The organism is Planomonospora alba, assembly GCF_039534085.1.
Taxonomy (GTDB): domain Bacteria; phylum Actinomycetota; class Actinomycetes; order Streptosporangiales; family Streptosporangiaceae; genus Planomonospora_B; species Planomonospora_B alba.
Genome location: NZ_BAAAUT010000092.1, coordinates 1 through 18,345, shown reverse-complemented (window position 1 = coordinate 18,345; position 18,345 = coordinate 1). Strand labels below are relative to the sequence as shown.

General features: G+C 72.1%; 21 protein-coding genes. 8 read left to right on the top strand and 13 right to left on the bottom strand.

The window, feature by feature from the left end; genetic code table 11:
• The 3 genes from ABD823_RS32665 to ABD823_RS32655 form a co-directional block, all read left to right on the top strand.
• Positions 1 to 825: GntR family transcriptional regulator (locus tag ABD823_RS32665; RefSeq protein WP_344866489.1), on the top strand; the 825-nt coding region annotated here is incomplete at its 5' end.
• Complete coding sequence (locus ABD823_RS32660) at positions 826 to 1,383, top strand: GNAT family N-acetyltransferase (protein WP_344866488.1); 558 nt, start codon at positions 826 to 828, stop codon at positions 1,381 to 1,383.
• A 230-nt stretch (positions 1,384 to 1,613) separates the two neighbouring features.
• Positions 1,614 to 3,005 (top strand): hypothetical protein, encoded by a 1,392-nt coding sequence (locus ABD823_RS32655; protein WP_344866486.1) that lies wholly within the window; start codon positions 1,614 to 1,616, stop codon positions 3,003 to 3,005.
• Between the two features lie 232 nt (positions 3,006 to 3,237).
• Here ABD823_RS32655 and ABD823_RS32650 read toward each other — a convergent pair whose 3' ends face one another.
• Complete coding sequence (locus tag ABD823_RS32650; RefSeq protein WP_344866484.1) at positions 3,238 to 3,390, bottom strand: hypothetical protein; 153 nt, start codon at positions 3,388 to 3,390, stop codon at positions 3,238 to 3,240.
• Between the two features lie 232 nt (positions 3,391 to 3,622).
• Between ABD823_RS32650 and ABD823_RS32645 the strand changes: the two genes are divergently transcribed.
• Together ABD823_RS32645 and ABD823_RS32640 are read left to right on the top strand one after the other, a co-directional pair.
• Positions 3,623 to 3,826, top strand: coding sequence for a type II toxin-antitoxin system VapB family antitoxin (locus ABD823_RS32645; protein ID WP_344866482.1), 204 nt, complete (start codon positions 3,623 to 3,625; stop codon positions 3,824 to 3,826).
• 475 nt (positions 3,827 to 4,301) lie between these two features.
• Positions 4,302 to 4,472, top strand: a complete 171-nt coding sequence (locus ABD823_RS32640) for a hypothetical protein (protein WP_344866480.1) — start codon at positions 4,302 to 4,304, stop codon at positions 4,470 to 4,472.
• A gap of 361 nt (positions 4,473 to 4,833) precedes the next feature.
• Here ABD823_RS32640 and ABD823_RS32635 read toward each other — a convergent pair whose 3' ends face one another.
• Positions 4,834 to 5,163 (bottom strand): hypothetical protein, encoded by a 330-nt coding sequence (locus ABD823_RS32635; protein WP_344866478.1) that lies wholly within the window; start codon positions 5,161 to 5,163, stop codon positions 4,834 to 4,836.
• Between the two features lie 134 nt (positions 5,164 to 5,297).
• Here ABD823_RS32635 and ABD823_RS32630 point away from each other — a divergent pair, with 134 nt between their 5' ends.
• Entirely contained in the window at positions 5,298 to 5,831 is a 534-nt protein-coding gene (locus ABD823_RS32630) for a GNAT family N-acetyltransferase (RefSeq protein ID WP_344866476.1), read from the top strand.
• A 12-nt stretch (positions 5,832 to 5,843) separates the two neighbouring features.
• On the opposite strand, the gene ABD823_RS32625 is transcribed toward ABD823_RS32630, so the two are convergent.
• Positions 5,844 to 6,977: an IS630 family transposase gene (locus ABD823_RS32625; RefSeq protein WP_344866474.1), complete on the bottom strand. Its 1,134-nt coding sequence runs from the start codon at positions 6,975 to 6,977 to the stop codon at positions 5,844 to 5,846.
• A 1,041-nt stretch (positions 6,978 to 8,018) separates the two neighbouring features.
• Positions 8,019 to 8,279 (bottom strand): hypothetical protein, encoded by a 261-nt coding sequence (locus ABD823_RS32620; RefSeq protein WP_344866472.1) that lies wholly within the window; start codon positions 8,277 to 8,279, stop codon positions 8,019 to 8,021.
• 539 nt (positions 8,280 to 8,818) lie between these two features.
• Between ABD823_RS32620 and ABD823_RS32615 the strand changes: the two genes are divergently transcribed.
• Together ABD823_RS32615 and ABD823_RS32610 are read left to right on the top strand one after the other, a co-directional pair.
• Positions 8,819 to 9,610, top strand: a complete 792-nt coding sequence (locus tag ABD823_RS32615; RefSeq protein ID WP_344866470.1) for a ParA family protein — start codon at positions 8,819 to 8,821, stop codon at positions 9,608 to 9,610.
• 176 nt (positions 9,611 to 9,786) lie between these two features.
• Positions 9,787 to 10,002, top strand: coding sequence for a hypothetical protein (locus ABD823_RS32610; RefSeq protein ID WP_344866468.1), 216 nt, complete (start codon positions 9,787 to 9,789; stop codon positions 10,000 to 10,002).
• 55 nt (positions 10,003 to 10,057) lie between these two features.
• Here ABD823_RS32610 and ABD823_RS32605 read toward each other — a convergent pair whose 3' ends face one another.
• From ABD823_RS32605 to ABD823_RS32565, 9 genes are all read right to left on the bottom strand, one after another.
• On the bottom strand, positions 10,058 to 10,216 hold the full coding sequence (locus ABD823_RS32605; RefSeq protein WP_344866466.1) for a hypothetical protein: 159 nt from the start codon (positions 10,214 to 10,216) through the stop codon (positions 10,058 to 10,060).
• 43 nt (positions 10,217 to 10,259) lie between these two features.
• Complete coding sequence (locus ABD823_RS32600; RefSeq protein WP_344866464.1) at positions 10,260 to 10,949, bottom strand: M48 family metalloprotease; 690 nt, start codon at positions 10,947 to 10,949, stop codon at positions 10,260 to 10,262.
• A 260-nt stretch (positions 10,950 to 11,209) separates the two neighbouring features.
• Entirely contained in the window at positions 11,210 to 13,531 is a 2,322-nt protein-coding gene (locus tag ABD823_RS32595) for a hypothetical protein (RefSeq protein ID WP_344866462.1), read from the bottom strand.
• A complete protein-coding gene (locus ABD823_RS32590; protein ID WP_344866460.1) occupies positions 13,519 to 15,321 on the bottom strand; it encodes a hypothetical protein in 1,803 nt (600 codons plus the stop codon). Before ABD823_RS32590 ends, ABD823_RS32595 begins: the two co-directional genes overlap by 13 nt.
• A complete protein-coding gene (locus tag ABD823_RS32585; protein WP_344866458.1) occupies positions 15,318 to 15,590 on the bottom strand; it encodes a hypothetical protein in 273 nt (90 codons plus the stop codon). The genes ABD823_RS32590 and ABD823_RS32585 overlap by 4 nt, the downstream gene beginning before the upstream one ends.
• Positions 15,587 to 15,994 carry an ATP-binding protein gene (locus ABD823_RS32580; protein ID WP_344866456.1) on the bottom strand — a complete coding sequence of 136 codons (408 nt, stop codon included), beginning with the start codon at positions 15,992 to 15,994 and terminating at the stop codon, positions 15,587 to 15,589. Before ABD823_RS32580 ends, ABD823_RS32585 begins: the two co-directional genes overlap by 4 nt.
• Positions 15,991 to 16,677, bottom strand: a complete 687-nt coding sequence (locus ABD823_RS32575) for an SsgA family sporulation/cell division regulator (protein ID WP_344866454.1) — start codon at positions 16,675 to 16,677, stop codon at positions 15,991 to 15,993. The genes ABD823_RS32580 and ABD823_RS32575 overlap by 4 nt, the downstream gene beginning before the upstream one ends.
• Positions 16,674 to 17,951 carry a hypothetical protein gene (locus ABD823_RS32570; RefSeq protein WP_344866452.1) on the bottom strand — a complete coding sequence of 426 codons (1,278 nt, stop codon included), beginning with the start codon at positions 17,949 to 17,951 and terminating at the stop codon, positions 16,674 to 16,676. The genes ABD823_RS32575 and ABD823_RS32570 overlap by 4 nt, the downstream gene beginning before the upstream one ends.
• Positions 17,948 to 18,178: a hypothetical protein gene (locus ABD823_RS32565; RefSeq protein WP_344866450.1), complete on the bottom strand. Its 231-nt coding sequence runs from the start codon at positions 18,176 to 18,178 to the stop codon at positions 17,948 to 17,950. Before ABD823_RS32565 ends, ABD823_RS32570 begins: the two co-directional genes overlap by 4 nt.
• Positions 18,179 to 18,345: the final 167 nt, after the last annotated feature.

Sequence of the window (18,345 nt, the reverse complement as noted above, 5' to 3'; positions counted from 1 at the left end):
GGTACAGAACGCAGGACGGTCAACGGTCTGTTAGAACTGTTCCTACAGAAGCCCGTCGGAGAGGACCTGATGTCCGATACGCCGCTTTGGGAGGAGCTCTACAACGAGCTTCGTCGTCAGATCGAGAGCGGTGAGCTCCCTCCCGGATCCCCCGTGCCTCGAGAGCTCCAGCTGGCCGAACAGCACTCGCTCAGCCGTACAACCGTGCGCCAGGCCCTCGCGCGGCTCCAGGCCGATGGGCTGATCACTCGAGGTCAGGGGCGGCTCGGCAGGAAGGTGCGCGACCAGCGCCCCCTGGAGTGGCATCTGCACCGGTTCGAGCGCGGCCCCAGGCGTGATGACGACTCCACCGGCATGGATGACTGGGCGGCGGGTGTCGCCGAGCAGGGGCGAACGCCCCGGCAGGACGTCCACGTGTCGATCGAGATTCCGCCGGCGGACATCTGCACGGTCCTGGAACTCGGCGACGGCGACATGGCCGTCCGGCGGACGCGCATCCGGTACGTCGACAACGTCCCCTACCAGCTCTCCACCAGCTGGTTCCCGGAGTCGATCGCTCGAGGGACTCTCCTCATGGAGCCGCGGGATATCGCGGTGCCCGGCGGCATTCTCCGGCACATTGGTTGTCCGCAGGTGGCGATCCGAGACCAGATCATCATCCGCATGCCGTCCCCGTCCGAGGCCGACCAGCTCGACATCCCTACCGGCACCCCGGTCGGGGAGCATCAGCGCACTGGCTACGGCGAGGACGGACAGCCTTTGCGCCATATGGTCACCGTTTTTGCAGGTGACAAGCACTTTCTCGTTTATGAACTGGAGCTGTAGATGATCGTCCGCGAGGCCACCCCCGAGGACGTCGACGCCGTGGTGGCGTTGCGCATCGAGTCGGAGCGGTGGCTGCACGCGGCCGGAGTACGGCAGTGGATCGACCGGGACCGAGGCATCCGCGTCATCCGCGACCGCATCACCGCAGGCGGGACGTACCTGGTCGTGGACAACGACGATGCTGTCGTGGCCTCTCTGACCCTCAGCGGGCCAGACACCGACTTCTGGACCAGCGAGGACGAACCGGAGACCGCCCTCTACCTGTACAAATTCATGATCACGGGGCGGTGTCGGGGGACGGGCCTCGGAGACGAACTACTCGACTGGGCCTGTGCGCAGGCGGAGCAGGAGGGGAAGCGCTGGCTACGGCTGGACTGCTGGCGCGACAACTACGGACTTCAGCGCTACTACCTGGAGCGCGGATTCACCCACGTCCGCACGATGATCGTGGACGGCAGGGACTCCGGGGCTCTCTTCCAGCGGCCGGCCGCTCTCCGCACCGCGACCGGCAGGTTTCTCGCAACAGCAGCAGCTCAGGACGTACAGACCCTTCCGTAACGAAACCGGCGGCCCTGGAGCCTGCTCAGCAGAGGCACCAGGACCGCCGGTCACCCGCTCAACCCGCCAGGTCGCCAAACTCACCGGGTTGAGCCCTACGCAAGAAAGCGAGCAACGTGGCTCACTCTGCGGTCTCTACGGTAACCCAGCCGTGGGACAACCCGAATGCGGACCTGCCGGGAGCAGGCACAACGCACCCCCACCGCACCCACCCGCGCGGGCACATCCAGATGCCCGCAGACCTGCTGCGCTCCGGTGCCCACACTGGCCTGGCCGTGGCCGCGTGGGCGGTGTACGAGACGCTCATGCCCGCCGGGATCGACGGCGGCCGCGCCCCCGCCTACGCCCGGCGCCGCTGGGTCGCCGCAGCCCTGGGCACCACCGAGACCGCCCTGGACAACGCGCGCCGCGAACTGCTGGCCGACGTCGAGGGCGGCCCGTGGCTGGCCCGCTCCGCCCCCCGGGGCGCCAAGAGAGCCGTCAAGCACGCGGCCCTGCGCCTTCCCCGCCTCACTCGCGAGGCCTACGCCGCGGTGCCCGCCTGGACCCTGGACCTCGTCCACGCCGGGCGGCGCCGCCCCGCGGGCACCATCACCCCCGACGCCTGGCGGCTGTACGCCCTGGTGCTCCTGGCCCGCCAGGAGCACCGGCCGCTGGAGGCCTCCGTGGGCTACCTCGGCGCCCTGCTGGGCGCCTCGGCTGCGACCGGTCGCCGGCGCCTGGCCGAACTGGAGCGCGTGGGCCTGGTCGACGTCGTCGCCCGGTGCGGCGGCCGCCTGCTGGTGACCCCCGTCCTGGATGCGGAGACCGCCGAGCAGACCGCCCTGGACTACGCCGAGCGCGGCCGCAAGACGACCGCGCACCCCTCGCAACCAGTGGCACTCACCCCTGACAAGTTGCGGCACTCACCCCTGCCAGGTTCCGGCACTCCACAGAAGACACCTGTTCTGAACTCAGATGATCTGGAGGCACCGGACCTTCCTCCCGCCGTAGGCGACGTGCAGGTGGGTAGGGCGGCCGCGCGCCCGGCTGACGCCGGGGAGGCCAGAAGATCGCCGAAGAAGGGCCGGCCGACGCCGAAGAGGCCCCGACGGGGCGGCCGCGGTGTGGTCCACCCGGCGGCCGCCGAGCTGTACCGGGTCCTGCCCGAGAAGCTGCGCTCGCGCATCCCCGAGCACGGGCGGCGCCGCGTGCTGGCCGCGCTGACCGCCGAGCTGGCCGCGCGCACCCCCGCCGAGCTGGCCGAGCGCATCGCCGGCCGCTGGCAGCACTGGCGCTACCGGCCCGAGGAGATCGCCGACCCGACGGCGGTGGCGATCACCACCGTGCGCCGCGGCTACGACTGCCCGCGCCCGGAGTGCGAGGACCACCGGCTGCCCGATGGGCACGAGTGCAGCGCGTGCGCCGAGATCGGCCGACAGATCAACGAAGGGCGACGGGCGGTCCTGAGCGGGCCACAGACGGTCGAACACCCCGCCGCCGGTATCGACGGACCCCCCCCGGCCGCTCCTGGCCTCTCCGGCGCTCTCAGCGCGTCATCCCCGCCGTGCCCCCAGCATCCGGGCGCGGCCCGGCGGCCGGGCGGCGAGTGCGCGGGCTGCTGGGTCGACCGGATCGCCTGACCATCGCCTGACCCGGGACAAGATCTTTACTGTGTACATCAGGACGCAACGGTCCACCCCTGACCACGGCTCATTTCCGCAGGTCAGGGGCGGCTCCAGCTAGGGCGGGATAAGGGACGTTATCCCGGGTCAGCGCGCTGCGGCAGGCCTGCGACACCGCCCCTGACCTGCGGTTGGCCCCTTTCCGGAGTTTCCGGAGCCCCCTACGCGCGCGTGCGCGAGGCCTGGCCGATCACTCCTTCGGCGGGCCGGCCTCCCACAGCTCCCGCAGCAGGGCGATCTCCTGGCGGCGGCGCTCCAGGCCGGGGCGCAGCGCCTGCATGATGCGCTCGTGCAGCTCCAGCGGGTACGGGTCGTCGGCGGCGGGAGGCGGCGGGCCGGTCACGGCATCCATGCTGGCCCGGCGGGGCGGCCGCCCGCAGGCGATCGGCCAGGGACGCGCGGGCGCGAGGACCGGCCCCCGCGCCCGGTATGCCCGATTCCGGCGGGGGCAAGTTGCGGGAACTGCTGTTCCCGGGAGTTGGGATGTCCCGGCCCGGCCAGAAATTTCCCTGCGGAATCGGGCGCAACGGGATCAGCCTGCCCATGCGGGTCCTCGACCGGACATACTCGTCCGCATGACGAAACGAACGGTGGACGTCGATGACGATCTCCTCGCCCGTGCCCAGGCCGATCTCGGGACCGCCACGGCCGAGGAAACGATCAATGAGGCACTGCGGGTGATCGCCGAACGCGTCGAACGCACCGCCCAGAATCTCGCTCGTCTCGGTATCGGACAGGACGCCGGCGATCCCGAGATCATGCGCGGGGCACGGCGTTAAGGATCTCGGCATCGCGGGCCGCGGGATGCCCTGGCTCGACCAGGGATTCCCCTCCCGAAACGGGGACGTCGGGATCGGCGGCGCGCGGCGCTGAGGGCACCGCAGAGCACCCCCAGCCTCCTGCAGGCAAGTCACTCCCCCGATCGGGGGCGTACCGGTGAGACGGCTCTCGGCGTCCAGCCGATCGAGCGTCAGCACCTCATGCCGGGCGGGGGCATCGAGCCCCAGCAACCGCGCACGCCGATCCATGATCTTCAACACGCGGTCGATCGCAGCCAGCACCGGCCCGAAGTCGAGCACGCCGCGACCGGCCCTCGGCCGGGCGCGGTCGGTGCAGCTTTGCGGGAGACCGTTGCCGAGCCCCGGCCGCGCCCCGTAAGTTCTGTCCCGCATGCCAGGACCGCCCGGGGCGACGTCGCCGGACGGTCCGGCGAGGCACCCGGCACCGCGCCGGGAGAACAGGGGGCTGTCGTCCGTGCAAGCGGAGCAAACCCCGGAAGGACCCAGGCCCGACGTCAACGCCGATGAGGCGGCGGCCCGCTACTGGAGGACCCGCACCTACCTCGCCTACGCGAGGTTCGTGCTGTGGACGCTCCTGGTGGCGGTCGGCGCCGGCGACGTCTTGCCGGGTGATCCCCTCCTGTAGGAGGGGATAGGGCCTCCTGCCCGCTTGGGGTCGGATCCATGGCGGCAGGAGGCCCTTCCACGCTCGGCGCCGGGTCTTGAAGTCCAGTAACTGGCGTGGTTTGAAGTCACGTAACCCGGCGGCGCCATCCTACGAGGGGCGCCCGGCGTTGTACATGGCGCAGCGGCACTCGCCCCCGCGCGGTATGGACACGGCCCTGGCCTGCGACGACAGCCCGGTGTGATCCTGCGCGGCCTGTGCGATGGAAGCGCCGGCCCCGGCGGGTGGCCGCGGGATGTACCCCTGCATCTCGACGCACTGGTTCGCCGGACGCCTCGCGAGGCCCATCGTCCGGGTGAGGTGAACAAGAACGAATCAGCGATCAGAAGGGTAGGGGCGGCTCGTCGGGTTCAGGGTGGTCAAGGGCATGGTTCCAGAGGAACTTCAGGTTTATTCGCATCTGGCGCCACTCACCCTCGTCCCGAGGATCCTCGACGTCCGTCCAGTCCGCCGCATCGGGTGATGTTCCGCCGAGGTGGCACAACGCCTCGTAGATCGCGTTCACCGTGTCCCACCGTGGAGGGACGAGGATGCCCTGCAGGACGCGCCTGATCGTCTCTGGACTGACGCTGGCCTTGAGATCCAAAGTGTCGATGGTGCTGCTGATCTCACGGAGGGTCGGTCGGCCGGCCAGCTTGTAGTACGCGAACAACTGGTACAGGAAGCGACGGTGTGCCCCCGGAGGTAGTGCCGCATCAGTCAACGTTTGCCCTGATACGACGCCTTTCCCTCTGCTCCGTCCGGCGGCCGGTAGGCTTCGGGAAAGTGTTCGGGACTGGGGGATTTATGGTCGTTGATTGGGTTCGACTCAAGCTCGACCTGGATGCGTTCGACAACGCTCGGTTCGAACCCTATCTTCGACGTTGCCGACAGGCCGGGATCGAGTTCACGACCATGGCGGCCCTCGGTGACGCGGCTGAGCATCGGCACGCACTCTATGAGCTGAACAAGACGTGTTCCGCCGACATTCCAGAGCGAGGCGAGTTCTACACACTTGACGAGTACCTCGCCCAGCGCATCGAGACTCCGACCTACGACCCCCGAGGCGTCGTCCTTGCCGTGGACGGCGGGTCATGGATCGGTATGGCGGCAACATCGATCCGTCCCGAAGGACACGCTTTCAGTGAGATGACAGGAGTGCTGGCCAGCCACCGCGGAAGGGGACTCTCCCTGGCCATGAAGGTTCTAGCCATCCGATATGCGCGTTCTCGTGGCATGCGCTGGCTGCGAACCCTCCACCACCCTGGCAACACCTCGGCCATCGGTATGAACCGACGACTGGGATTCGTCGATGAGGAGCCACGACCCGCGATGGCGTGACGCCACACCCCCTCACGCTACGTTCGCTCTGTTCACGACCTCGCGTAGATGCTCGTCGGCGGCGTGCTTGTTCCGCCAGATGATGTAGCGGCGGATCATGCTGCCCTGCTCCTTGTGGCTGGCATGGTCGGTGCCGTCCAACGCGAAATAGCGCAGCGCGGTGAACTGGGCCTCGATGCGGTTCAGCCAGGAGCTGTTGGTCGGGGTGTAGGCGATTTGCACGTTGTTGGCCGCGGCCCAGTCACCGACCCGGGTGTCCTTCCTCGTGCTCAGGTGCGGGGAGAAGTTGTCGCACACGATCGCGATCCGGATCTCGGGCGGATAGAGGCTGCGCAGGTAGCGGCAGAACTCCAGAAACCTGGTGCGGTGCTTCCTCGGCTTGATGTGCCCGTAGAGCTTGTCTTTTCCCAGGTCGTAGGCGGCGAGCAGGTGCCGGACCCCGTGCGGCCGGGTGTAGGTGGCCCGCCGCCGGGGCCGGGGATCGCGGTCGGAATCCTTGTGCCGGCCACCGCGTTCGGCCCACTGATGCCCGGGGTGGGGCTGCAGGTTGAGCGGACCGAACTCATCCAGGCACAAGACGACCTCGGGCTCGCCGGGCTCAGCGATGACCTCGCCGTCGGCGATCGCATACAGATGCTCGATGCGGGCCTTCTTGGCGGCGTAGTCCGGATCGCGGGAGGTCTTCCAGGTCTTCACGCGTTGAAACGAGACGCCCTCCTGGCGGAGCAGGATGCGCAGGCCCTCGTGGCTGATGTCGTCGACCACCCCCTCGGCGACCAGGAAGTCGGCCAGCTTGGCCAGGCTCCAGGTCGAAAACGGCAGGCCGTGCTCGGCTGGCTTCGATTTGGCGATCTTCTTGATCTCGCGGCGTTCGGCCAAGGTGAAGGTCTTGGGCCGGCCGCCTCGGTACTTGGGTTGCAGGGAGTCGAAGCCGTCGGTGTTGAAGTTGTGGATGACGTCGCGGACCCGGTCGGGGCTGGTGAAGGTCACCTCGGCGATCTTCGTCACGGGCATGTGCTGGGCCGACAGCAGCACCATCTGCGCGCGCCGCCAGGTCACCACCGATCCGGTGCCGCGGCGGATGGTCCGCAGCAGTCGCCGTCCTTCGTCGTCGTCGATCTCACGGACCTGTACGCGTTCAGCCACGCCGTTCATCATGGCGGTTCGGTGCCGTCCGGCGCAGCAGCCGGACGGCGGTTCACAACGAGGCGAACGTTGCCTGATACGGCAGTAGTTCAGTGAGCGTGCGCATCCTGATACCCCGGCTCATCACGCACCCTTCCTCACGCTGTCTCAGAGTGTCTACGAAAGCCCAAGTGTGACTCAAAGCACCACATGCTTACCTGCTGAAGTCGCGATGTCTCACGCGTTCACGGAGTTGAGCAAAAAGGATCAACCGGTCGGAGAGCACCCGAAGCTGTCCTGAGCAGGTACTTCACCACATCGGCGTGGTGTAGCAACAGACAACGATCTTGATTCTCACGGGTCTTCGGGAGGGACGATGGGACTTCGAGCTGCGGTCATCTTCGGTGCGGCGGTCATCGCTGGCGCGGGGGCGATCTCATTGGTACGCGCAGACGGAAAGAGCTGGCCCGCGGCCCTCCTGGCGGGCGGTGCCGCTTTCAGCGGGGCGCTGCCCCTTGCCAACTCGATCATCGTCTAGTCGGCATTCGGCTCCTCTAGGTCTAGAGACTGGCCCCTCTAGGCCTAGAGGGTGCCCTAGAGGCCCATCGACCGTCTGAGCTGGTCTCTAGAGCCTAGAGGGCACGGTGGCCAACGACCGATTCCATGATCGGAAGACAATTTTCTCTACAGGTTCAAGGGCGCCCGCTCCGCGACCGCCGGCGGGCCGGGCCGGGCGTGCGGCCCTGGCGGCCGGTCCCGGCCCGGCCCGCCCGCGCTCCGGTCGGCCTCGGCGCCGGTCGGATTCCGGGGTCGAGCAGCATCGGAACGGCCAGTCACGATAAGGAGCCCGGTGGGCGCGTCTTATCGTGACTGGCCGTTCCGATGCGTTCGTCAAACGCACTGCTCGGAGTAGATGAACGCCATCGGAAAATGAACGGTGAAATGAACGCCTAAGCCAGACGCGGCAGCCTGTCTGGGGCTGCTCCGGGGCCCGTTCATCAGACGAGCGTTAGATGAACGCCTCGGACGACCCCTCCCGCCCTTGATCATGACCGCCTGAGCCTAGGGAAGGCCGTCTGCGTTCGGGATCCACCGAGCCCGTATCTGCTGGGCGGCCTCCAGGGCGGCTCGCCCGACCACCTGGCCGGACTCGTCGTCGGTGGTGTCCAACGCGACGTAGATCGCGGCTTCAACGGTCTCCCACTCCTCCTGGAGCTGCCGTCGGGTTATCCCGTCATATCGCTCCAGTTCCCGATAGATCCGGCGAGTCTGACGTATCAGGTCCTCGTAGGTCGCTGGGGCTGAGTCCGAGGTCTCCTTCATGGCTCCCACGTTGCCACCCTCCCGTTCCGTGCTCCACCCGGATCGGAACAGGGAATGGCGGTAAGCCACTCCCTGACGCCTCGCTAACGCCACTGGCCGTTCCGTTGCTGCTCAACCCCCGATTCTTGGAACCCCCGGCCGCTCACCCGGCCGATGGGCCACCGGTGGCCGGCCGATTGAGACCGGCCGACCCCTGCTCCCGCGAGCCGTCCAGGTCGCCGCCCCTTCAGATCGGCCGCCCGCCGACCCGACTCGCAGGCGCACCCGCGCGTTCATCAACGGCCGAGGCCGGGCGGGGCCGTAGACGATCGCCGGGGTGGCCGACCACCGCACGGGCCAGGGCGATCGGAGGCCGGGAACCTTCGGCCCCCGTCCCTCGAGCACCCGAGCTGAGGCCCCCGGAACGGCCCCGAGAGACCTGCGCCGCAGCGCTGTACGAGACGTGTATGAGACGTCTCATACACACATGTACTCGCCTCCCACTGGGGTGTACGGGGCTCCTACCTGTGTGTGCGAGGCAAGGCCGATACGGTGCCGACGTGTTCACTCTCGCGGTCCTCAACCAGAAGGGTGGGGTCGGCAAGACGGCCACCACCATGAACCTCGCCGGAGCCCTGGCCGAACTCGGATACCGGGTCGTCATGATCGACCTGGACCCGCAGGGGCACCTGACCGAGGCCTGCGGCATGCCGGAGGCGACCCGCCCGGCGTCCCTGTACGACGTGCTGCTGTCCGACGCCGGCGCCGTCACCCCCGAGGCGGTCACCGCCCTGGTGGTCCCCTGGCGCGACGGGATCGACCTCGTGCCGACCACGGTCGAGATGTTCATGATCGAACGGCAGCTCTACCAGCACCGCGGGATGGAGTGGCGGCTGCAGCTGGTCACCGAGCGCCTGGCTGGCCTCGGCGTCTACGACGTGTGCCTGATCGACTGCCCGCCCTCCCTCGGCGCGCTGACCGACAACGCACTGGTGGCCTCCCGCCGGGTGCTGATCCCCGTGCAGGCCGAGGATTCCACCTTCCGCGCGCTGCGCCTGCTGCTCGAGCAGGTGGCCTCCGCCCAGAACGATCTGCGGATCGAGATCGAGGTGCTGGGGATGGTCGTCAACCTGCTGGACAAGCGCAAGGGCCGCATCGTCACCTCCGCCCTGGAGGAGCTGCACAAGATGCCGCTGGCCGTGCTCGGCGAGATCCGCGACCTGAAAGAGGTCCGGGAGGCATGGCGTGAGAGCCTGCCCGTGGTCGCCTACGCGCCCGACTCCCCGTCGGCCGCCGAGTTCCGGCAGTTGGCCAAGGCCCTGGCGGGCGACGCGGACGGGGGCCAGGAGTGACTCCGTCGAAGCGGATCGGCCCGCCGAAGGGGGTCGCCGAGAGCACCGAGGCGGCGCGCATGGCCCGGCTCGGCGGCCGGTTCACACAGCCGTCCGAGACGCCTCCACCTGTCTCGGAGACGGGTGTACCTGCCTCATACACGCCTCCGAAGCGCCGTAGAGGCGAACCGGAGGGGATGACCCGCCGGACCTACTACCTGCCGAAGCAGGTCGCCGAGGACCTGGACGCGGCCGTGGAGCAGCTGCTGGCGGCCACGGCCGGGCGGGCGACCAAGCACGAGGCGCTCGCGGCGATCCTGACCGCGGGCTGCCGTCAGGCTCCCGCGCTGGCGGCCGGGCTGCGGGCGGCGCTGCTGGCCGAGCTTGCGGGCCAGCAGGAGGCCGGCCAATAGCGAAGGGCCGCCCTTCCCGGGCGGGAGGGGCGGCCCTGGTGGGTCGGGGAGGCGGTCAGCCCTGGTCGCGCTCCTGGGCGTCCGGGTGCGTCTCTTCGCTCTCGTGGCGAGTGCGGGTCATCTCCTGGTGCGCCTGGATGCGGGCGGCCGTGGAGGAAAGGCCGGCGGCGCGCAGCTCGTCCTTGCGGGCGGTGAAGTCGCGGTATGTGGCCATGACGGTCCTCTCGGGTGGACGGGGCGGTGGGATCAGCTTGTCATCAACGCCAGGCGGCCCGGGGCCGGGCCCATCGGCCGGTGGCGAGGTTGCGCCGGCGGGCAGCGGCGGTGGGGTGACTCCCGGCGATCCAGCCGACCGTCCGGTACCACCACGGGTCGTCCGGGATCGCGGCCAGCGCCGCCTCCGCGGCCGCGCGCCCGTCCAGGCCGACCTCGTCCAGCAGCCGCACCGAGTAGGTGTCGGCGTCGTACTCCTCCAGGCGGCGGCAGGCCGCGGCCACCAGGTAGGCGAGCGCGGCGACCACCGCGGCGACGGCGGAGGCGATCAGGTAGGGCGGCCGGATGACGCCGATCGCGGCGGTGGCCAGGGCGGTGCCAGCCGCCAGGTAGGAGGCGACCGCCCACGCCTGGACCGCGCCGGTGCCGTGGTCGAGGGCGTGGTGGGCGATCTCGTGGGCCAGGACGCCGGCGAGGCGGTCGCCGTCGTCCAGGAGGGCGGCGCCGACGACGACGCGCGGGGTCGGGCCGCAGCCGTCCGCGTGATGGATGAGGGCGCCGTCCTCCAGGCCCGGGTCGACGGTGACGAGCACGCCGGGCCGGTGGGCCGCCTCGGCGAGGGCGGAGGCGAGATCGGCGAGGCCGGGCAGGGCGGGCCGGGTGACGGCCGGGGCGTAGACGGTGCGGACGGCGGCCGGGTCGAACGGGGCCAGGCGGGGAGTGGAGACGGTCATGCCCGGGTCCTTTCGGTGACGGTGAGTGGCGGATCGGGCGAGGGCTGAGCGGTCGTGTGCGGGCTTCGGACGGGGCGGGGCGTGGGAGGTGTGGGGGTCCGGCAGAAGGGGGGGTCTGCGGGCTCCAGGGCCCCGGGAAGGGGGGTCTTTTTCGCCCCCACACACCCCCACACAGGAGCTGTTTCGGCTGCTCACCGGGGTGTGGGGGTGCCACGTGCGGGGGCGTGGGGGTGTGGGGGCCACACGTGTGACCCCCACGGCTACGCGGCGGGCCAGGCGGCGACCTCCGCCGGGACGTCGATCTGGCCGCAGCGGATACGCTCCGCAGCCATCTCCAGGGACGAACGCTCGTAGCCGCGGCCGCGCTGACCGCCCCGCAGGAAGGCGTTGGCGGGGCGGTCGACACCCAGCGGGCGCAGCAGCGCCGCCAGGTCGCCCTCGGTCAGGTCCAGCGCGGCGGCCAGTTCCCTGGAGTGCAGCCGCTCGGCGCGCAGCTCGTCGAAGACCTCCAGGGCGCGGATCACGATCTGCGGGACCGGGTGCTCTGCGGTGGATGCGGCCGGGACGGACGGCGCCTGGACGGGGTGGACCTGCTCGGCGCGCAGACGGCCGGCCGGGACCGGGTCGGCCCACGCCGAGGCGTCCGCCGTCGACCGGGCGGGGCGGGGGCCGCGGGCCAGGTCGATCGGGTCGGCCCACGCGCTGGCGTCCGCGCCGCCGGGCAGCACCGTCAGCCGGCGCGGCCCCACGGGGGACGTCGCGGGCCGGGGCGCCGGAGTCGTGGCCGGGGCCGTGCCGACCTCCTGGCCGGCGGCCGGGTGGGTCAGGGCCGGGTCCCACGCGATCGGGTTGCCGCGGTCGTCGGTGATGCCGGGCAGCTCGATCACCTGGGGGCGCGGCAGGTGGCACCGCTGCTCCGGGGTGGAAAACAGCCAGCGCATCCGCTCGTACCGGGTGCGGTAGGCCCGGCCGGCCGCCGCGACGCTGGGCGCGTCCAGGTCCGGGCGGATGCGGGAGATCACCCGCGAGGCCGGGTGGACGTCGCGCTTGGGCTTCATCCGCCACGCCTTCCAGGTGCGGACCTCGTGGCTGCCGAAGGTCCGGACGAACCCGGAGCCGGGGCCGGACAGGTCCTCGACGCTGACGCCCTTGCTCTGGCCGTACAGGTACAGCAGCTCCTGCTCCTGGCACCCGGCCATGATGATGCGGTTGTGCAGCAGCGCCAGCAGGTCCGTCGACAGCGTGTTCGCGGTGGACCGCAGCGCCGAGACCAGCACCTGGCAGGCCTCGGCGCGGCCGATGCGGGCACTCTCCTCGATCCGCTCGCGGATCCTCTTCTGCAGCGGGTCGCGCACCTGCGGAGACAGCACCTCGAACCCCTCGTCCAGCACGGTGGTGATCTGCGGGACGTCGGCGTCGACCGGCAGCAGGTCCTCGTCGGCCTCCACCCGGCGCGCGCTGTAGGCGGTCTTGCGCTCCTTGGCGATGGCCACCAGGGCGGTCGCCATCAGCAGCGCCTCCTCCGGGCACGGGGCGGCCCAGTCGACCGGGGGCCGGTCGGCCTGCCCGTCCAGCCAGGCGCGCAGCCACGGCTGGGAGACACCGCCGCCGTTGAGGTCCATGTGCCAGGTCAGGTTGTCGTAGCACAGGCCCAGCTCACGGGTGATGGCGTGCAGGGTGCCGGTCTTGCCGGAGCCGGTGGTGCCGACCACGATGGTGCGCGGCTGGCGGACCTGGATGCGCATGGGGCTGCCGTCGCGGTGCTCGCCCAGCGTGATGCCGTCCAGCACCGACTGAGGCGCGTAGTCGGCCGGGGGGTCGATGTCGTCGGCCAGCCGGTTGACGGTGGCCACGTGCATCCACAGCGTTCCGCGCAGGTTGCCGGGGGTGAACTCCACTCCGCAGCCCAGCGGCAGCCGCGCGTCGTTGGCCATGCCCTCGGCGGCGTTCTCCAGGCGGCTGAGGGTCGCGCCGCCGGGCGGCAGGACGACCAGCAGGGAGTAGCCGGTGCGGGTCGGCCACTCGCGCACGTCCTCGATGGTGACCGTCAGGCCGGTGCAGCAGCGCTTGATCCGCGCGGCCCACTCGGCGGCCAGGGTGGCGTAGCGGCGCGGGACCAGGGCGGTGCCGGTCGCGGCCGGGGCGCCGGCCACCGGGCGGGCCGCGCGGGTGCGCCCCAGCGGCGCGGTGACCCCGGCCGTCAGCGCGCCGATCCCCAGCGCGGCCCAGGCGCTCTGCGACCAGGGAGTGTCGATCAGCGTCCAGGTCCACCAGGACCCGGCGCCGATCCAGCACGCCAGCCGGTACAGCAGCGCGGAGGGAGCGAGCTGGCGGTGGGCACCGGCCAGGACCGTGCCCACCGCGCCGGCCGCGGTCGCGGCGCCGCCCCACAGCGGGGCCAGCTCGACCGCGTCGCCGACCGTGGCCAGCGCCGCCAGGGCGAGCACGCCCTGAGCGGTCGCCGAGACCGGTCCGCGCGGGGTCAGCGACCAGTCCACCGGCCGGGACTCGGTCTTGGTCTTGGTGTGGGTGCCCACCGTCATCTCCTCGTCGTTCCGTTCGGATGCGCTCAGACGTTCCAAAGCTGCTCGTTGGTCCTCGGCGCCTCCTCGCGCCGCAGGTCGTCGGCGTGGATCTGGCGGAACAGCGGCCCGATCTCCTCGGCCACGGACACGAGCTGCGCCATCCCGGCGTAGAGCTGGTGGATCGCCTCCACCACGGCCGGGTTGATCGGGTACTCGCCCTGCAGCCGCTGGGTGTAGGTCCGCAGCGCCAGGGCGACGTTGGCCGGCACCTCGTGCAGCTGGTCGAGTTCGCGGGCGACCTGGAACATGTCGACCGGCGCGTGGGCGGCGGCCACCGAGTTGACCTCGGCGGCAGCGGCGGCGAGCGGGTTGGCGCTCATGGTGGGGCTCCTTCGGTAGATGCGGGATGGGGTGATGACCGGCCCGGACGGCCGGTCAGCGGCCGGAGCGGACGAGGTGTCCTCGTCCTCCGGCGGGTCGTCGGGCTCGTTGTGCTCCCGGACGAAATGCAGGGTGAATCCGCAGCCCTCGCAGACGACGGTGCGCTTCTGCTGACCTGCGGGGATGGTGGCGACGATGAACGCCCGGCACCGGGGGCACCAGGTGCTGCCGGTGACGGCGTGGGTGTCGTCCGGGGCGTCCTCGGCGCTGTCGGCGGCGGAGTTCTCGCTGGTCGCCTCCGCCGTCGCCTTGGCGGTGGCCTTGCGCTCCTGGCGGGCGCGCCAGCGCTTGACGGCCAGGGCCAGCAGCGCCAGCAGCGGAGCGGCGACGGCTCCGGCCGGACCGCCCAGCGTCGCGGCGGCCCGCCGGCGGGCCGCCCGGTAGCCGTCCGCGCTGCGGGTCGCGGCCCACGCGGTGCTCATCCGGCGGCCGGTCTTGCGGTCGGCCCACGCCCCGGCCCGGCGGGCCTGAGCCGCGGCGGCCCGCCCCGTGGCCCGCACCGTGCGGCGAGCGGTACGGCCCACGGCCCGGTAGGCGCGGCTCGCCCGGCCGCCGGTCGCGGCGTCGACCCGGGCCGCACCCTGGCGTACCCGGCTACCGACCGACCGCGCCGCCCGGGTCGTCGCCCCGGCGGTCGCGGCTCCGGCGCGGCGGGTCATCCGGCCGAACCGGCGCGCGGCCGTGGCGGTCGAGGCGGCCGTCTGCCGGGCCTTGCCGAGCGGCCCGCGCCGCTTCCCGCCCTGCGTACGGCCGGTAGAGCGGGTGGCCGCGCTCGCCTCGGAGGAGGTACGGCGGCGTCGGGCCAGCCGCTCGGCAGCACGGTCCGCACGCGAGCGGCCCGCCGCCGCAGACCCGGCCGACCCGGTCCCGGACGGGCGAGCGGCCCGGCCACCGACCAGCCCACCGAGTCCACCCGAGCGGGTCGTCCCGGCCGCGCGGCCACCGCGACCGCCCAGCAGACCCCCCGCCCGCGAGCGGGAGCCGCTCGAGCGACCGGAGCGACCGGCACCGGCGGAACGTCCCTCGCTGCGCAGCGCGCCGAACGCGCCGCCGGAGGAGCGGCGTCCCCCGGTACCGGCCCGGCCACCGCGCCCGTCCTCCCAGGCCACACCCCAGGTCCGGCCGGAGCGGCGCCGCTGCAGACGGTGGCGGACGTAGGCGGCCGCTCCGCCGCCGGCCAGCACCGCGCCGCCGATCAGGCCGGGCAGACCGGCGAGCTGGTAGACGCCGGTCAGCAGCGCGGAAGCGGCTGAGACACCTCCGGCGGCCAGGTGCCCGGCGGGGATGCCCTCCGGGCGCTCCTCCTCCTGGCCGTCGTCGACCGGCTCAGCGGCCGGAGCGGCCGGGGCCGGGGTCTCGGCGGGGACGGGCTCCGGCTCAACGGCCGGGTTCTCGGTCTCGTTCATCGGGTCACCTCGGCGAGGTCGAAGAGGGTCACCTGGGCGGCGCACACCTGGCACGGCTCCCAGTCGCGGCGGTCGTGGCGGCGGGGGTCGCGGCACTGCTGGGCGGCCGGGACGGGCGGCAGGGACAGCAGGTGCTCGGACATGTCGACCTCGGCCAGGCGGCGGGCCACGTGCTCGTCCCAGGCCTGACCGCAGGTGCATACGAGCTGGTAGACGCGGCCGACGCGGTCGCGGCGGCGCAGGATCTCCGGGCGGTGGCGGGCCGTCATGCCGCACCTCCGGCCAGGTCGATCCGGCACCAGGCGCAGCGCCCGGCCTCACTCGTCCGCGCCTCGTAGGCGTCGGCCAGCTCGGCGATGAGGGACAGGCCGTAGCCGCCCTCCCCGGCCGGGCGCTGCGCCGGGACGGTGGCCGGCCCCTGGTCGACCACGGTGACCTCCACCGCGCCGCCGGTGACGACCAGGCGGATGCGGTAGGCGCCGCCCACCAGGCCGGACGCCGAGTGCAGGACGGCGTTGGTGGCCAGCTCGGAGGCGACCAGCAGCACGTCCGCGGTGCGCGGGCAGGCGGGCGGCAGCAGGGCGGCCACCCAGGTGCGGACGTCGGCCAGGTGCTCGGGCAGGCCGGGCACCTGCCGCTCGGCGCAGGTCACGGCGAGGGCGGTGCGCGTCATGCCGCACCTCCCGCCTGCGCCTGAGCGTCGGCCAGGAACGCGGCGAGCTGGTCGCTCTGCAGCAGCAGCTCACCGTCACGGGGCAGCTCCAGACGGATCCACCCGTCCGCTGAGTCGGCCACCCAGGTGCGCAGCGTCTCCAGCTCCAGGTACCAGATACCGGCCCTCTCGCCGCGCAGGTCCGGGACCATCAACGCGGCCACCACCGGGTCGTCGGTCAGGGTCAGAGTCGCGGTGCGGGCGCACCATCCGCCGGCCTCCCACAGCCGCACCTGCCGGTGGCACCGGGAGGTCAGCAGGACATGGATCTCGGTGTCCCAGTCGAGCCACTCGTCCTCGTGGCCGCGCGGCACCTGCCGGTAGCAGCGGGCCAGTGCCGAGACGACCTGATCCCGCGGAGTGAACAGGCTGAAGGCGTCGCCGTCGTAGACCAGGGTGAGCATCACCCAGTCCTCGCCGGCCGGAGCGATCCGCACGTCCCCGGTGCCGGTCGGCTCGGTGAGCCCGGCGGCCAGCAGGTCCCGCGCGAACAGGTAGTCGGCCATCTCCCGGCCGTCGTCGTGGCGGAACACCAGCCGCAGCGCGTAGGGGTCGACGACCGGGTCGTAGACCAGCACCGCCGACAGCGGCACGTCGGGCTCCTCCTGGGAGAGCAGCAGCAGACCCGTGGTGATCGCGCTCACGCGGCCACCTCCCCGCGCTCCTGGCCGATCTCGACAGCACCGGCGGAGCTGGTCGACAGCACGCGCTTGGCGCGCTCGAACCCGATGCCGAGAGCGGCGGAGACCTGGCGGATGGAGGCGTTCGCGGCCAGCTCTCCGGAGACCACGAGAGCGGCGAGCCGCTCGGCGAGGTCGGCGTCCGTCAGCGTCCGCGCGGAAGCGGCCTTCAGCACCGGCGGGAGCGGCACGCCCTTGTTCGGGCGCGTCGCCGGACGCACCCGGCGGGCCGCTCTCGTCTTGCCCTGTCCGTCCTGGCTGGTCCCGGTTCGCGGGGCGCTCTCAGGAGCGGCCGGGCGGGCGACGATCGGCAGCAGGGCCCGGCCCTCCGGGAGCACCGGCCACACCGTCGTGGGCCGCTCCGGAGCGCTGTCCTGCGTGCTCTCGGCGGCGCTGTCGACGGCGGTCTCGGCAGCAGGCTCGGAAGCGGTGCCGAGAGCGGGGGTCGCGGGCGGCCGCAGGTCCATCTCCGCGAGCGTCGGCACCCGCACCCCGCGCTCGTGCCACGGGTCCGCGCTCGAGATGCTCGCGTCCACCACGCCGATCAGGTGCGCGGTGGCAGCCGCGCCGAGCGGGCCGATGATGTGGGCGACGATCGCGCCGACCGCCTCCCACCCGGTCGGGCCGCCCTCACCCGGCAGCGCCGCGACGACGTTCAGGAGCACGCTCGTGGTCAGGCACGCGGCGGCGATCCGCTCGGCGGCCTCGGCCAGGCGCCCGCCGGCGGATGCGAGGCGGGCGCGGGCGATGATGACCCACACGACCGCGCCCAGCAGGACGGGCTCCAGGATCCACAGCGCCCACCAGGTCGGGGCGCCGGAGTCGACGGCCATCAGGCGGGCCGCGCCCTCCTGCACGCCCGTGGTCGACCAGGCGCCGAACCCGACCAGGACCGGGATCAGCACGCGCAGGTTCAGGGTGCGGGTCTGCTCCAGACGCAGCGCGCGGGCCTCCGCACTGCGGGCGAGGCCGGCGGAGATGCGGGTGCGCTCCCCGGCCGCGACGGCCTTGCGGTAGAGGCGGGACAGCTCCGCGGACGCGGATGCCTGCGCTTCGCGCTCGGCGCGGTCCAGCTCGGCGAGACGCACCCGGACGCCCAGGTCCCGGCGGGCCTGGTCGTGCTCGGCGTCGGCGAGCGCGCGGGCGAGCTCGTCGGCGCGGCGGACGGCGTCGGCGTCGCGCTCGGCGGTCAGGCGGGCGGCCAGTTCGCCGGCGGGCAGATCGGGGCGGCGGCTCACCAGATCACCGCCTCGGCGATCTCGGCGGGCGCCTCGTGCAGCAGCTCGTCCAGGATGTCGGCGGCGGCCTCGCGGCGGGCGCGGGCCTCCTCCGGGGTCTCGCCGGGCAGCAGCGCGGCCCACAGGTCCGGGGTCATGCGCTCCACGGCGTAGGCCAGCGGGCGCATGTCCAGCTCGTCGTCCAGCGGGGTGCGGGGACGCGGGATCAGGGGGATGATGGTTCGCATCGGGCCAGTTCCTTCCAGGGCGTTGGTCCGTGTCCGCGGCCTCGGTGGTGCAAGCACCGAGGCCGCTTTTTGCGTTTGGGCGTTGATCACTTTCCCTTCTGTCATTACTGTAGGTACAGAACGCAGGACGGTCAACGGTCTGTTAGAACTGTTCCTACAGAAGCCCG